At 59.8% G+C, this 14,331-nt stretch carries 11 protein-coding genes; 4 read left to right on the top strand and 7 right to left on the bottom strand.

Annotated features, from left to right (window positions below):
- The 3 genes from galU to cysQ all read right to left on the bottom strand — a co-directional run.
- A partial coding sequence (gene galU, locus ACP15O_RS07700; RefSeq protein WP_425095471.1) for a UTP--glucose-1-phosphate uridylyltransferase GalU occupies nucleotides 1-870 on the bottom strand: 870 nt, incomplete at its 3' end.
- Nucleotides 871-1,009: 139 nt separating this feature from the next.
- Nucleotides 1,010-2,242 (bottom strand): glycosyltransferase family 2 protein, encoded by a 1,233-nt coding sequence (locus ACP15O_RS07695; protein WP_425095470.1) that lies wholly within the window; start codon nucleotides 2,240-2,242, stop codon nucleotides 1,010-1,012.
- A gap of 30 nt (nucleotides 2,243-2,272) precedes the next feature.
- The gene (gene cysQ / locus ACP15O_RS07690; protein WP_425095469.1) at nucleotides 2,273-3,070 is read right to left on the bottom strand and encodes a 3'(2'),5'-bisphosphate nucleotidase CysQ; all 798 of its coding nucleotides are present in this window, start codon (nucleotides 3,068-3,070) and stop codon (nucleotides 2,273-2,275) included.
- Nucleotides 3,071-3,206: 136 nt separating this feature from the next.
- Here cysQ and ACP15O_RS07685 point away from each other — a divergent pair, with 136 nt between their 5' ends.
- Nucleotides 3,207-4,028 (top strand): ABC transporter permease, encoded by an 822-nt coding sequence (locus ACP15O_RS07685; RefSeq protein WP_425095486.1) that lies wholly within the window; start codon nucleotides 3,207-3,209, stop codon nucleotides 4,026-4,028.
- Here the strand turns inward: ACP15O_RS07685 and ACP15O_RS07680 are convergent.
- The gene (locus tag ACP15O_RS07680) at nucleotides 4,025-4,627 is read right to left on the bottom strand and encodes an alpha-ketoglutarate-dependent dioxygenase AlkB family protein (protein ID WP_425095468.1); all 603 of its coding nucleotides are present in this window, start codon (nucleotides 4,625-4,627) and stop codon (nucleotides 4,025-4,027) included. The two genes, ACP15O_RS07685 and ACP15O_RS07680, sit on opposite strands and share 4 nt — an antisense overlap.
- Before the next feature lie 220 nt (nucleotides 4,628-4,847).
- Between ACP15O_RS07680 and dnaK the strand changes: the two genes are divergently transcribed.
- From dnaK to radC, 3 genes are all read left to right on the top strand, one after another.
- On the top strand, nucleotides 4,848-6,764 hold the full coding sequence (dnaK, locus tag ACP15O_RS07675; protein ID WP_425095467.1) for a molecular chaperone DnaK: 1,917 nt from the start codon (nucleotides 4,848-4,850) through the stop codon (nucleotides 6,762-6,764).
- A 72-nt stretch (nucleotides 6,765-6,836) separates the two neighbouring features.
- Nucleotides 6,837-7,988 carry a molecular chaperone DnaJ gene (dnaJ, locus tag ACP15O_RS07670; RefSeq protein ID WP_425095466.1) on the top strand — a complete coding sequence of 384 codons (1,152 nt, stop codon included), beginning with the start codon at nucleotides 6,837-6,839 and terminating at the stop codon, nucleotides 7,986-7,988.
- 51 nt (nucleotides 7,989-8,039) lie between these two features.
- Nucleotides 8,040-8,807, top strand: coding sequence for a RadC family protein (gene radC, locus ACP15O_RS07665; RefSeq protein ID WP_425095465.1), 768 nt, complete (start codon nucleotides 8,040-8,042; stop codon nucleotides 8,805-8,807).
- Here the strand turns inward: radC and ACP15O_RS07660 are convergent.
- The 3 genes from ACP15O_RS07660 to secA all read right to left on the bottom strand — a co-directional run bounded on the left by ACP15O_RS07660 (nucleotide 8,799) and on the right by secA (nucleotide 14,176).
- Nucleotides 8,799-10,367: a substrate-binding domain-containing protein gene (locus tag ACP15O_RS07660; RefSeq protein WP_425095464.1), complete on the bottom strand. Its 1,569-nt coding sequence runs from the start codon at nucleotides 10,365-10,367 to the stop codon at nucleotides 8,799-8,801. The genes radC and ACP15O_RS07660 overlap by 9 nt on opposite strands.
- Nucleotides 10,368-10,391: 24 nt before the next feature.
- Nucleotides 10,392-11,384 (bottom strand): hypothetical protein, encoded by a 993-nt coding sequence (locus tag ACP15O_RS07655; RefSeq protein ID WP_425095463.1) that lies wholly within the window; start codon nucleotides 11,382-11,384, stop codon nucleotides 10,392-10,394.
- A gap of 104 nt (nucleotides 11,385-11,488) precedes the next feature.
- Nucleotides 11,489-14,176: a preprotein translocase subunit SecA gene (gene secA / locus ACP15O_RS07650; RefSeq protein ID WP_425095462.1), complete on the bottom strand. Its 2,688-nt coding sequence runs from the start codon at nucleotides 14,174-14,176 to the stop codon at nucleotides 11,489-11,491.
- Between the last annotated feature and the right edge of the window lie 155 nt (nucleotides 14,177-14,331).

Raw genomic sequence — 14,331 nt, 5'->3', positions numbered from 1 at the left:
GGTCACGGCCTGCAGGTAGTCCATGAGCTCATCGCGCAGGTCGTCGCGTGAGAGGCCGAAGGCGATGGTGGCCTGCAAGAAGCCCGCCTTGGAGCCGCAATCGAAACGCTCGCCGTTGAAACGCAGCCCGTAGACGCCGCGGCCCTGGGTGATCTCGCGGGCGATGGCGTCGGTCAGCTGGATTTCTCCGCCCGCGCCGGTTTCCTTTTTATCCAGCGTTTTCAGCACGTTGGGCGACAGGATATAGCGGCCGATCACCGCCAGGTTGGACGGCTCGGTGCCGGCGGGGGGCTTTTCCACCATGCCGTTCACCGACACGACCGAGCCCATGTCTTCCTTCACGTCCAGCACCCCGTAGGCCGAGACTTTCTCGGGCGGGACTTCCATCGCGGCGACCATGCTGCCGCCGGTTTCCTGATAGGCCTCGACCATCTGTTGCAGGCAGGGCTTTTCCGCCGCGATCACGTCATCGGGCAGGATCACCGCGAAGGGTTCGTCATGGATCAGACGGCGCGCGCACCACACCGCATGTCCCAGACCCAGCGCCTGAGCCTGGCGGATATAGGCCACCGCGCCGCTTTCCATATTGGTGGTTTCCAGAACCTCCAGCAGCTTGGTCTTGTTCTTCTTGCGCAGCTCGTCTTCCAGATAGGGGCGCTGATCGAAATAATCCTCAAGCGCCGATTTCCCGCGCGAAGTGACAAAGATGAATTCCTCGATCCCGGCGGCGCGCGCCTCGTCGATGGCGTATTGGACCAGCGGGCGGTCAACCAGCGTCATGATCTCTTTGGGCACCGATTTCGTCGCGGGCAAAAAACGCGTCCCCAGGCCGGCAACAGGAAAAATCGCCTTCGTAACCTTACGTGTCATCATCAAGTCCTTTGGAATTCCTCATGATCCAGAAAAACGGAAACTATCCCCGAGATATGGCGCGGTTTTGGGCAAAAGCCGATCAAACAGGCGTCTCTTTATGCGAATTGGCGGCGTGATCCGCTTTTTCGATGAAAACTTAGGCGATCTCTCGCCATTTCCTGACCCGGTTTCGTTCCTGCCGCAGCCGGGATTTCCGGCTGATCAGGCGGAACAAGGCCGTGCCCCGGTTGCTTCTTCCGAATTGTCCTCCTGTTTGTAACCAATACCCATCTGGCAGAAATTTAACAGTATGGAAAACCGCCGTTTTCGTCAGACTATAGGCCGAAACAGTATGCCCCTGGGCGGCCAGATCACGCGCCTGTTGCATCATCTTGCGCCGCCCCAACCGACCCGAGCAAAGCGTGATCGCCTTACCCGTCGCCAGGCTGGGAAACCGCAGAAAATCATCGGGGCGGCGGGCAATATGCGTTGGTGGCACCTGAAGGGCGACAGCCCCCTCGGTCAGTCCGGTTTGCAAGGATTTCAGCGCGGCTCGGGCGGCGCCGGGCTCTAGCAGGCCTGCGGTCATCTGGCGCAGAACGCGTTTGCGCTGCTCGGTTTCCAGATCGGTGCGAAACCTGCCCCGGTCTTGATGTAAGGCGTGTTTGCGCCAGAACAGAGCCGAACTGCGCCCGATATCCGACAAATCCAGAACCGCCCGGTCCTGACGACGGCGCGCGCTGGGGGCATAGGCATGGTGCACAATGGCGGACGGCACAATCGCCGTCGCAATCCCCAGTTGCGCCAGACGCATGTTCAGATCGGTTTCATCCATGTAGAAGCGAAAATTTTCGTCAAACCCGCCCAGTTTCTTCAGCACCCAGCGCCGCACGGCCATATTGGTGCCTTCGGTTTTCACGGCCCGCCCCGCCGAGGGGTGCAGGACAGTTGTCACGCTCTCATCTACATTCAGAGCGCTGGCTTGCCCGCCGGTATTCAGCGCGCGGGCCTTCCATTGCCAGGAAATCCCGTTCCGCCCGATGACAAATCCTCCGGCAGCGCCCACTTTGGAATCCGAAAATGCCTCGGCCAGATGGGTCAGCCAGGTGGGTTCGGGCACGGCATCATCGTCAATAAAGGCCACGATTTCCCCGGCCGAAGCCGAAATCCCCAAATTCCGTGCACCCGAGATATTCGCCACCTCATACGGGATCAGCTTCAGGTGCCGGGCAAACGGCAAAGCGCGAGCCGCAGACAGCCCGGCGGCATCCGCGACGACGATAACCTCATGATTACGGTAATACAGCCGCGCCAGGCCGGTCAGACACAGGGACAGGCTGGCTGGCCTGCCCCGGCTGACCACAACAACACTGATGGGCGGCTGATCCATGGTCCTCCTCGGCCAGGCCGGGTGATCCGCCTAGGCCTGCTTTAGCGCGACACTCGGAGAATAGGCGATGAAGAACGGGTTGGCATAGTCCTCTTTGCCGTAAACCAGCGGGCTGTGATCGTCGAAACGCACAACCTTGCCACCTGCGCCATGCAGAACGGCGTGGCCCGCGGCGGTGTCCCACTCCATCGTGCGGCCAACGCGGGGGTAGATGTCGGCCTCGCCCGTGGCCACCAGGCAGAATTTCAGCGACGAGCCCGCGCTTTTGGAATCCGCCACCGCGTATTTGTTGATGTAATCGTCCGTCGCCTGATCGCGGTGCGATTTCGAGGCCACGACCAGCAGCGCCGTATTATCCGCGTCCGAGACCTGAATCGCAGTGGTTGCCCCCATCGCGTCCTTGGCGAAATCGCCTGTTTCCTCAACCGAGGAGCCATCGGCCAGCGTCAGGAACATCCGATCCTTTGCCGGGGCATAAACGACGCCGCGGGTCGGCACGCCGTTTTCCACATAGGCGATATTGACGGTGAAATCGCCGCGGCGGTGGACGAATTCCTTGGTCCCGTCCAGCGGGTCAACGATCAGAAAGGTCTCGGCTTTGGTGCTGTGGCTGTCGGCCTGCTCCTCGGTGATCAGGGTTACATCGGGGAATTCAGCGCGCAGCCCGGCCGAGATCAGAGCATCCGCCGCCTCATCGGCTTCGGTTACGGGGCTTTCGTCGGATTTGGTTTTCACCTCGAAATCGTCGGAATTGTAGATTTCCATGATCTTGTCGCCCGCTTCCAACGCCAGGCGGCGCATCACGGTGGTCAGTTTTTCGTAATCCAAAGCTTCTGCCCTAAGTGCTATCCCGCAAAAGTCGGGTTTTGTTGATTATTCACGTCTTTCCCCTTATGATATTCTGCTAACGGAACGGCAAGAATTCCATGCGAAAAAACCATTGAAACGGCAGATCGGCGCGGAAATGTTCCACCAGACCAAGCGAACGTCCAATTTGGGATCGGCATTAACGATTGCCGAACTGATTTATCATTCCATCGCGCGCTCGATCCGGAAAACCCACGGCAATGCGTTCATGTCGCTGTTCATGAACATGCTGCAAGTGATCATTTTCGTGATGGCCTTTTATGTCATGTTCTCGGTTCTGGGGCTGCGGTCTGCGGCGATCCGGGGGGATTTCCTGCTGTATCTGATGTCTGGGGTTTTCCTTTATATGACCCAGATTAAGACCATCGGTGCCGTTGTCGGATCCGAGGGGCCGACCTCGCCGATGATGCTGCACGCGCCGATGAACACAATTATCGCCATCGCCGCCGGCGCGCTAAGCGCGCTTTACATTCAGGTGCTGTCTCTGGCGGTCATTCTGTTTGTCTATTATGTGGGCTTTCAGCACTTCACCATCGAACAGCCGGTCGAGGCGTTTGGCATGTTGCTTTTGGCCTGGTTTTCGGGGCTGGGCATCGGGATGGTGCTGCTGGCCGCGAAACCCTGGTTTCCGACGCCAGTGCGGATTTTCACCATGGTGTATCAGCGGGCGAATATGATCGCCTCGGGGAAGATGTTCGTGGCCAACTCGCTGCCCTCGTTCATGTTGGCCATGTTCGATTGGAACCCCTTGTTTCACTGCATTGATCAGTCGCGCGGGTTCGTGTTCATCAATTATGTGCCGCGCAATACCTCGGCAACATATCCGTTTTATTTCGGGCTGGTGTTCCTGATGATCGGCCTGATGGGTGAGTTTTATACCCGCCGGCATTCCTCGGTCAGTTGGGGCGCGCGGCGTTAATCGACCACACGGCAGGTCAGGTTGATCCGCCCGCCTTTGGGCAACAACCGGGACGAGCCGAACCGGATTCGGTCCACCCCGTGATAGGTCAGCCGCGCGGCGGCGCCCATGACCACCACATCCCCGGAGTTTAGCCAGATACTCTCGGTCTTACCGCCGCGCGTCTCGTTACCGATCCGAAACAGCCCCTCGTCCCCCAGGGAAACAGACAGAACCGGCCAGGTGAAATCCGCCTCGTCCCTGTCCTGATGCATCCCCATACGCGCGCCTTCGCCATAGAAATTGATCAGGCAGCAATCCGGATCGCGCTCAGCGCTGACCAGCGCCCGCCAGATTTGCAAAATAGCCTCGGGGATCGGCGGCCATGGCCCGCCCTGCGGGTGACGCGGCCTGTAACAATAGCCCCGGCGATCCGCATACCAGCCGTAGCGTCCGGCCGAGGTCATCCGGACGCTCATCGGCTTTCCATAAGGTGTCAGCGGCGAAAACAGGGGCGCGGCCAGGATCACCTGCCGCAAATCCTGCACCAGCGATTCCTGCGCCGCGCCCTCCAGATACCCCTGCAAAATCCGAAATCCCCGGATGTCGATCTCTGCCATTTTCATCACCTTTTACCCGAAATTCATACCCTGACGCCATTTTCACGCGGAATCGTAAAATCCGCCGCGTCGCAATGCTTGCAGGGTGCTTTCGCCCTCCTTATATACGCCCAGAAGCGCGGTGAACCCAATCCGGAACGCCGCAAAACAGGATCGGGGCAGGATGCCGTAACGGGTCCACGTCTCGTGTCATCGCCTTGAATATGAAGGGATCGAAAACATGGCTAAAGTCATTGGTATTGACCTTGGTACCACCAACAGCTGCGTCGCAATCATGGACGGCTCGCAGCCCAAAGTTATCGAAAATTCCGAGGGTGCGCGTACCACCCCCTCGATCGTTGCGTTCACGGATGACGAACGTCTGGTCGGCCAGGCCGCCAAACGCCAGGCCGTCACCAACGCAACCAACACCGTTTTCGGTGTGAAACGCCTGATCGGCCGCCGTGCAGATGACGCGGATCTGGCCAAGGACAAGAAGAACATGCCGTTCAACGTCATCGACGGCGGCAACGGCGACGCCTGGGTCGAGGCGCAGGGTGAAAAATACTCGCCCAGCCAGATTTCGGCGTTCATCCTGGGCAAAATGAAGGAAACGGCAGAATCCTACCTGGGTGAAGACGTCACTCAGGCCGTGATCACCGTGCCCGCCTATTTCAACGATGCGCAGCGTCAGGCCACCAAAGACGCCGGTAAAATCGCCGGTCTGGAGGTGCTGCGGATCATCAACGAACCGACCGCCGCGGCTCTGGCCTACGGTCTGGACAAAGAAGACACCCACACCATCGCGGTCTATGACCTGGGCGGCGGTACCTTCGACGTGACCATTCTGGAAATCGACGACGGCCTGTTCGAGGTGAAATCCACCAACGGTGACACCTTCCTGGGTGGTGAAGACTTTGACATGCGCATCGTCACCTACCTGGCGAACGAGTTCAAAAAAGAGCACGGCGTTGACCTGACCGCCGATAAGATGGCTCTGCAACGCCTGAAAGAAGCCGCTGAGAAAGCCAAGATCGAGCTGTCCTCCAGCCAACAGACCGAGATCAACCAGCCGTTCATCGCGATGGATCCGAAATCCGGCGCGCCGCTGCACATGGTCCTGAAACTGACCCGTGCCAAGCTGGAATCGCTGGTGAGCGACCTGATCAAGGCCTCGATCAAGCCCTGCCAGGCTGCTCTGAAGGACGCGGGCCTGACCACCAGCGACATCGACGAGGTGGTTCTGGTCGGCGGTATGACCCGGATGCCCCGCGTCATTGAAGAAGTGACCAAGTTCTTCGGCAAAGAGCCCCACAAAGGCGTGAACCCCGACGAAGTGGTTGCCATGGGTGCCGCCATTCAGGCCGGTGTTCTGCAAGGTGACGTGAAAGACGTGGTTCTGCTGGACGTGACCCCGCTGTCGCTGGGGATCGAAACGCTGGGCGGTGTGTTCACCCGCCTGATCGACCGCAACACCACCATCCCGACGAAGAAATCGCAGATCTTCTCGACCGCCGAGGACAACCAGTCGGCCGTGACCCTGCGCGTCTTCCAGGGGGAGCGCGAGATGGCCTCGGACAACAAACTGCTGGGTCAGTTCAATCTTGAGGACATCCCGCCCGCACCGCGTGGTATGCCCCAGATCGAAGTGACCTTTGACATTGACGCCAACGGCATCGTGTCCGTGGCCGCCAAGGACAAAGGCACCGGCAAAGAGCAGTCGATCACCATCCAGGCCTCGGGCGGTCTGTCCGACGAGGACATCGAAGCCATGGTTCAGGACGCCGAGGCCAACGCCGAAGCGGACAAAGAGCGCAAGGAACTGGTCGAAGCCCGCAACCAGGCCGAAAGCCTGATCCACTCGACCGAGAAGTCGATGGAAGAGCATTCGGACAAGGTGGACCCGACCACGATCGAAGCGATCGAACTGGCCATCGCCGCGCTGAAGGACGACCTGGAAAAAGAAGACGCCACCGCCGAGAAGATCAAGTCGGGCGTCCAGAACGTGACCGAAGCGGCCATGAAACTGGGCGAGGCGATCTACAAAGCCAGCCAGGACGAACCCGTTGACGAACCTGCCGCAGCCGATGCTCCGGGTGGGGACGACGATATCGTCGATGCTGACTTCGAAGACCTGGGCGACGACAAGCGTTCGTAAGAATCCGTCGGAACCATATGGGGCCGGTCCTGACCGGGCCGGCCCTTTTCGTTCCTGAAAGGGGAATACCCAATGTCAAAACGTGATTACTACGATGTGCTTGGCGCGTCCAAGGGTGCCTCTGCTGACGAAATCAAAAAGGCCTATCGCAAGAAGGCCAAAGAGCTGCACCCCGACCGCAATGCCGACAACCCGGATGCCGAGGCTCAGTTCAAGGAAGTCAACGAGGCCTATGACTGCCTGAAGGATGCCGACAAAAAGGCAGCCTATGATCGCTATGGCCACGCCGCCTTTGAGGGCGGAATGGGCGGCGGTCATCCCGGAGGCGGCTTTGGTGGCGGCAATCAGGGCGATTTCGCCAGCGCGTTCTCGGATGTGTTCGACGATCTGTTCGGTGATTTCATGGGGCAGCGCGGCGGCGGTGGCCGTCAGCGGGCAACCCGTGGCGCTGACCTGCGGTATAACATGCGCATCACCCTGGAAGAGGCCTTTGCCGGCGCGCAGAAAACCATCAATGTGCCAGGCTCGACGGCCTGTGACGCCTGCGATGGCACCGGCGCCGAGGGCGGCGGTGAACCCACCACCTGCCCCACCTGTTCGGGCATGGGCAAGGTGCGCGCGCAGCAGGGGTTCTTTACGGTGGAACGCACCTGTCCGACGTGCTCGGGCATGGGGCAGATCATCAAGAACCCGTGCAAATCCTGCAACGGCCAGGGCCGCATTCATACCGAACGCTCGCTCAGCGTGAACATCCCGGCGGGCGTGGAAACCGGCACCCGCATTCGCCTGTCCGGCGAGGGTGAAGCCGGGATGCGCGGCGGCCCTCAGGGGGATCTCTATATCTTTATCGAGGTCGCCAAACACGAGCTGTTCGAACGCGAGGACATGAACCTGTTCTGCCGCGTGCCCGTCAGCATGACCGCCGCCGCCCTGGGCGGTGACATCGAAGTGCCGACGATTGACGGCGGCCGTTCGCGCGTGAAAATCCCCTCGGGCAGCCAATCGGGCCGCCAGATGCGCCTGCGTGGCAAGGGTATGCCCGCCCTGCGCGGCGCTGGCAGCGGGGATATGTTCATCGAATTGGCGGTTGAAACGCCCGTGAACCTGAATTCAAAGCAGAAGGAATTGCTGCGCGAATTTGAGGCGCTGAGCGACGATAACAACCCTGAAAGCTCGTCCTTCCTGTCGAAAGCCAAGAGCTTTTTTGAACGGATGAAGGGCTGATTTCAGGCCTTTGTTAACCAAACCGTAAGCGAATCGGCGGAGCCTTGGCACATGTCACGGCTCCGCTCTTCTTTTCAGGAAATGCCCTCGCTGTTTTCCTTCGATCCCGCCCCGGATGAGGCGGCGGTCAATCCCAGCGTCAAACAGCCGTCCTATATTCGGGATCACCGCAAACGCCTGCGCGAACGGTTTCTGGAGGGGGGCGCAGGGGCATTGCCGGATTATGAACTGCTGGAACTGGTTCTGTTCCGCGCCATCCCCCGCCGCGATGTCAAACCGCTTGCGCGCAGCCTGCTGGACATATTTGGCGATTTCAACGGCGTGGTCTCGGCCCCCCGCGCGCGCCTGGCCGAGGTGCCGGGCATCGGTGAGGCCGTCATCTGCGAACTGAAGATCATCGAGGCCGCCGCCCACCGTCTGGCCCGCGCACGGGTGCTGCGCAAACAGGTGATCTCTAGCTGGGATGCGCTGCTGGATTACTGTCACACCTCGATGGCCCATCGTGAGACCGAGCAATTCCGTATCCTGTTCCTGGACCGCAAAAACATCCTGATCGCGGACGAAGAGCAGGCCCGTGGCACCATTGATCACGTCCCCGTCTACCCGCGCGAGGTGATCAAACGCGCGCTGGAACTGAACGCCGCCGCGCTGATCCTGGTGCATAACCATCCCTCGGGCGATCCGACGCCTTCGGAATCGGACATCACCGTTACCAATCAGATCCACGATGCCTGTCAGACCATGAACATTGTGCTACACGATCACCTGATCATCGGGCGTTCGGCCGAACTGAGTTTTCGTTCGGAGGGGTTATTGTGAGGGCTGCACCCAGACCTCGACCCGCCGGTTGACACGCCGCCCCCAGGCACTGTCATCACAGGCCATGGGCATGGCCTCGCCAAAGGCATCGACATCCAGTTGCAGCCGGTCGAAATTCGCGGTTTCGGCGGCAGACATCACAGCCTCGCGGATTGCTTCGGCCCGGCGCAGGGCAATGGCCAGATTACCAGCGGCGGGCCCTTCCCCATCGCTGAACCCAACGAAAAGCAACCGCTGCATATCATACTGACCGGCCTCAAGCGCCTGCGCCAGTTGGCTCACATTAGACCGCGATTGCGCATCCAGACGGGTTGACCCCGCTTCGAACCGGAAAGTCGTGGTCAGCCGCTTCATCGGGGCCAAAGCCGCCACCATACGCTGCAAATCTTCCAGCAAGATCTCTTTGCCCGATTGCGCGATGGCGTTGGCAAATCGGTTACCCTGATCATCAATGGGCACCAATTCGGGCGCCTGATCTGTGTACCCGGCCCGCCGGATCACCATCTGCGCCGAAGTCCCGCGCGTGAACACCATGAAATCACGCGCCAATTTCGGCAAACGACGGGCGGGTAAATAAAGGAAAATGGGCGCGGTCAGCGGGTAATCCTCGGTCTTTACCGTCTTGCGCTCGGCGGTCAGGATGAAACCGCAATTGCCGCTCAGGGGCACGGGGCGCGCCTCGCCAATGCCGGATTCACTGGACAGGCCGATCCCAAACGGATCGGCAACAACGGCGCGGGCCAGGGCCTGATTGGATTTATGCCGGATCGCTCCGGGCAGCAGATCGGCCCCCACGGGCGACAAAAGCCGATCCACAGCCGCCTGCCCCAGCCCCGACTGACCGTCCCGCAGATGTACAGTGATCGGAGCATCCGGACCGCCCAGCTCCTTCCAATTCCTGATCCGACCCGAGAAAACGCGGGACAGTTGCGGCGTCGTGATACTGTGCAGCGGATTTTCCGGCGCGACGATGGGCACAAACGCGTCCAGGGCCAGCACGCGACTGCGCCCGACCTCCTGAAGCCTGCCCAGCCCGGCCTCTCGCGCCAGCCGGGCCTCATTTTCACGAATCTCGCGCAGGGACATCACGATATCGGCCTCATTCGCCAGCAGATCGGCAAAGCCTTCGTCCGTATTCGTCGCCCGCACGGTGAACTGGCCCACCACCTTCCGTGTGGCACGATTCGTCAGGGTGAACAGGGTCTCTTCTTCGGTTTGCTGCGTGCGTCGGACGGCCAGCCCGGACCTGAGCGCAAAGGATTCGATCAGCGCTGGCATCAGTACCGCCCCGATTGCGCGCTCGCCCGACAGCGCCAGCTCGGCCACGAAATCCTCAAGATTAGGACAGGCCGGCCCCTCACAACGCACGCCCGAGCCATCGACGGTCAGCTCGCCATAGATCGTATCCACCCGGTAATACTCGCCATCGAATCCCAACAGAGTGCCGCTGATTTCGACCTCTCCATCCGGCGAAAGCAGCGTAACATCCTGGGCCATCGCGGCCGAGAGAACCCCAAAAAGAAAAAGTGCGGCGAAGACCACCGCACGCGCCGGTTTCATGAAATCCAGTCCTGACCTAACAAATCACTTGGATGCGACTTTCAGGTCTTCAAGCACGTTTTTCAACACCAGAAAATCACCAACCGCATCACAATCGGGCATACTCAGCGCCAGATCCTGCACACGGGGCTGGCCTGCCTCGGAAATTTGCATGGACTGCGCGCTGATGTCGCGGCCGCAATTGGCCTGGGTCACTTCTGCCTCAATCTCAAGCACGATATCGCCCGCACGCGCCGAGGTGCCGGACGGATAGGTGTAAACCTGCGCTTGCAGGCTTTCGGTGATGTCCGGATTCCCCATCTGAGTCAGGAAACCGCCCTGACCGCGAATGGTTTTTTCCAAAGATCCGGTCTGCTGATCCCAGACATGGCCCTCTTCTCCGAAGGCGGCACCGAATTCCATCGCGTGCAGGTGAATGCCCGCATCACCCTGCCATTGCACCAAAGCACGGTCGTAAAACTCCAATGAGGGCACTTTGACCGTCACGTTGGCAATCTTACCGTCCCCCAAATCCGCCATGAAAACAGCGGTTTCGGCCAGGGCGGGGATGGTCAGGAACAGCTCGCCCCGGTCATCGGTCATTTCCGATACCATCAGCCCATTATGATGCAACGTCACACGGGTATCGGGCAGGCAGGCGGCCTTGATGTCAATATTCACCAGCGCGGCAATGGTGGCCTCGGCGGACATGTCGATCTCGCAGGCGAAACCACCCTGCGCGGGCACGGTTTCGGGGATCACGATTTCTGCTTCGCTGATGGCCGCCGGGATAACATCGCGCTGCGGCATGTTCAGTTCCTGAAAGATATCCGCGGGGATTTCCGGCAGGGGCGAGGCAGTCAGCTCGACTTGATCCAGCGCGACATGCGGGGCCGGGATCGCTGCCACCTGGATCGGGGCAGGTTTCACATTGCGTGACACGGTTGGCGCGCTGTTTTCCATGAAATAGCCCGAGCCAAGCGCAATGCCGACGGTGCCGACCATCAACGCGATACTGGATGCTCTTTTATGGATCATGTCTGCCTCCAACCCAATTCAGGTTGAAGGCAATGTCTCAGGGAAAAATGGCGCGTATGTGGCGCCTTGGCGGAGTCAATCGGGCCATTTCAGGCCCAATCGGATCAGGCCAGACGACCGTGGCAATGCTTGAATTTCTTGCCCGAGCCACAGGGGCACAGCTCATTCCGGCCCGGATTGCCCCAGGTCGAGGGATCGTTTTCATCGAAGCCCTCTTTGGCCTCTCCGGCGGGGGCTTCGGGGACGGCGGGGGGCTGCATCGCCTGCTGCTGCGCCGCCATCTGAGCAATCATCTGCTGCTGCTCTTCTTCGGTCAGCGGACGCACCTGGCCCAGCTTCTGGCTGACGTCCTCGCGCAGGCTGTCCAGCATGTTTTCGAACAGCTGGAAGGCCTCGGTTTTGTATTCGTTCAGCGGGTCGCGCTGCGCGTAGCCACGGAAACCGACAACCGAGCGCAGATGCTCCAGCGTCAGCAGGTGTTCGCGCCATTTGGTGTCAATCGTTTGCAACAGCAGCTGTTTTTCGATCTGGCGCATGTTTTCCGGGCCAAAGGCTGCGGTCTTTTCGGCCATGGATTCGTCGGCAGCATCGGCGATGCGTTCGATCACCTCTTCGCCGTCCACGCCCTCTTCGGCGGCCCATTCGATCACCTTGGTATCCAGGTTCAGCTTTTCCAGAATCGCAGCATAGAGCCCCTGCACATCCCATTGATCTGCATAGGTTTTCGGCGGCATGTACTGGTCCACCAGATCACCGATCACCTCGTGGCGCATGTCTCCGATGATCTCGGACAGGTCGGCGCTTTCCATGATTTCCAGGCGCTGTTTAAAGATCACCTTGCGCTGTTCGTTCATCACATCGTCGAATTTCAGCAGGTGTTTGCGGATGTCGAAGTTGCGGCCCTCGACCTTCCCCTGCGCACGCTCCAGCGATTTGTTGACCCAGGGGTGCACGATGGCCTCGCCCTCTTTCATGCCCAGCGTGGACAGCACCTTATCCAACTTTTCGGATCCGAAAATACGCATCAAATCGTCTTCGAGCGACAAGAAGAAGGACGAGCGCCCCGGATCCCCCTGACGCCCCGAACGGCCGCGCAGCTGGTTATCGATCCGGCGCGATTCATGACGTTCGGTGGCCAGAACGAACAGGCCACCGGCATCCTTGACCGCTTGTTCATCGGCCTCGTGCGCGGCTTCGATCTGCTCGCGGATCTCATCGGGGTTGCCGTCGGGATTGGCGGCGATGGCCTCCATCACCTTGAATTCGACGTTCCCGCCCAGCTTGATGTCAGTGCCGCGGCCAGCCATGTTGGTGGCGATGGTCACCGCGCCCAGCTTACCGGCATCGGCCACGATCTGGGCCTCTTTTTCATGCTGGCGCGCGTTCAGAACATTATGCGGCACACCGGCCTGCGTCAGCATCTGGCTGAGGAATTCCGACTTCTCGATCGAGGTGGTGCCCACCAGGATCGGCTGACCCTTTTCATGCGCTTCCTTGATCGTGTCCACGATGGCCTGGAATTTTTCCTGAGCGGTCCGGTAAACGGCGTCGTCCTCGTCCAGGCGGGCGATGGGGCGGTTGGTGGGCACCTCGACCACGCCAAGACCATAGATTTCCTGAAATTCATCCGCCTCGGTGGCGGCGGTGCCAGTCATGCCGGCCAGTTTGTCATAGAGGCGGAAATAGTTCTGGAATGTCACCTGCGCCAGAGTCACGTTTTCGGGCTGAATCTGGCAGCCTTCCTTGGCCTCGATCGCCTGATGGAGACCATCGGACAGACGGCGACCCGACATCATCCGCCCGGTGAATTCGTCGATCAGCACGATCTGACCATCCCGCACGATATAGTCCTTATCGCGGATGAACAGTTTATGCGCGCGCAGGCCCTGATTCACATGGTGCACGATGGTGGTGGATTCCGGATCATAGAGCGTCTGCTCTTCCTCCAGCAGCCCCATTTCATGCAGGCGCTGTTCCAGAAACTCGTTGCCATCGTCGGTATAGGTGACGTTTTTCGTTTTTTCGTCCAGGGCGTAATGTTCTTCGGTCAGCTCGGGGATCAGCTTGTCCAGCGCAACATAGAGATCCGAGCGATCCTGCGACGGCCCCGAGATGATCAGCGGCGTGCGCGCCTCATCAATCAGAATGCTGTCCACCTCGTCCACGATGGCGAAATGATGGGCGCGCTGGCTCATGTCGGCCAGTTCCGATTTCATATTGTCGCGCAGATAGTCAAAGCCCAGCTCATTATTGGTGGCATAGGTGACATCGCAGGCATAGGCCTGTTTCTTCTCATCCTCGGGCTGCTGCGGGTATACAACCCCGGTGGTCATGCCCAGAGCGCCGTAGACTTTGCTCATCCATTCGGCGTCACGGCGGGCCAGGTAATCGTTGACGGTGACGATATGCACACCCTTGCCGGTCAGCGCGTTCAGATAGGCCGGGAAGGTGGCGACCAGAGTTTTCCCCTCGCCGGTTTTCATCTCGGCAATGTTGCCTTCGTGCAGGAAAATCCCACCCAGAAGCTGCGTATCAAAGGCCCGCAGCCCCAGGGCGCGTTTGGCGGCCTCGCGGCAGTTGGCAAAGGCCTCGGGCAGCAGCGCGTCCAGGCTTTCGCCCTCTGCGACACGGGATTTGAATTCCTGGGTCTTCTCGATCAGCCCCGCATCCGAAAGCTGTTCGAATTCGGGCTCCAAGGCGTTGATCTTGGCCACCAAGGGGCGCGTCGCCTTTACTTTGCGGTCATTCGGCGTTCCGAAAACCTTTTTGGCGATAGTTCCCAAACCCAGCATATCTATTCCGATCCGGTCGTTGACATCATCGTGCGCGGCATCTGCTTGCCCGCTGAAACCACAGCGCCTAAAACATTGTGGAAATCCAGCGTTACAAAGGCCTCAAGGCGATGTAAGGGCCGGGTGGTGCAGTGTCAACGTCGGCGCCCTTAGTG

The organism is Youngimonas ophiurae (nom. illeg.) (assembly GCF_049803795.1).
In the GTDB taxonomy this organism is placed as follows: Bacteria; Pseudomonadota; Alphaproteobacteria; order Rhodobacterales; family Rhodobacteraceae; genus Thalassobius.
This window is presented reverse-complemented; position numbering and strand designations above follow the sequence as displayed.

Excerpts from the sequence above, each read along its gene's own strand:
- ACP15O_RS07695 (WP_425095470.1), bottom strand. The coding sequence starts at position 2,242 with ATGGATCAGCCGCCCATCAGTGTTGTTGTGGTCAGCCGGGGCAGGCCA.
- ACP15O_RS07685 (WP_425095486.1), top strand. The coding sequence starts at position 3,207 with ATGTTCCACCAGACCAAGCGAACGTCCAATTTGGGATCGGCATTAACG.
- ACP15O_RS07680 (WP_425095468.1), bottom strand. The coding sequence starts at position 4,627 with ATGGCAGAGATCGACATCCGGGGATTTCGGATTTTGCAGGGGTATCTG.
- dnaK (WP_425095467.1), top strand. The coding sequence starts at position 4,848 with ATGGCTAAAGTCATTGGTATTGACCTTGGTACCACCAACAGCTGCGTC.
- dnaJ (WP_425095466.1), top strand. The coding sequence starts at position 6,837 with ATGTCAAAACGTGATTACTACGATGTGCTTGGCGCGTCCAAGGGTGCC.
- radC (WP_425095465.1), top strand. The coding sequence starts at position 8,040 with ATGTCACGGCTCCGCTCTTCTTTTCAGGAAATGCCCTCGCTGTTTTCC.
- ACP15O_RS07660 (WP_425095464.1), bottom strand. The coding sequence starts at position 10,367 with ATGAAACCGGCGCGTGCGGTGGTCTTCGCCGCACTTTTTCTTTTTGGG.
- ACP15O_RS07655 (WP_425095463.1), bottom strand. The coding sequence starts at position 11,384 with ATGATCCATAAAAGAGCATCCAGTATCGCGTTGATGGTCGGCACCGTC.
- secA (WP_425095462.1), bottom strand. The coding sequence starts at position 14,176 with ATGCTGGGTTTGGGAACTATCGCCAAAAAGGTTTTCGGAACGCCGAAT.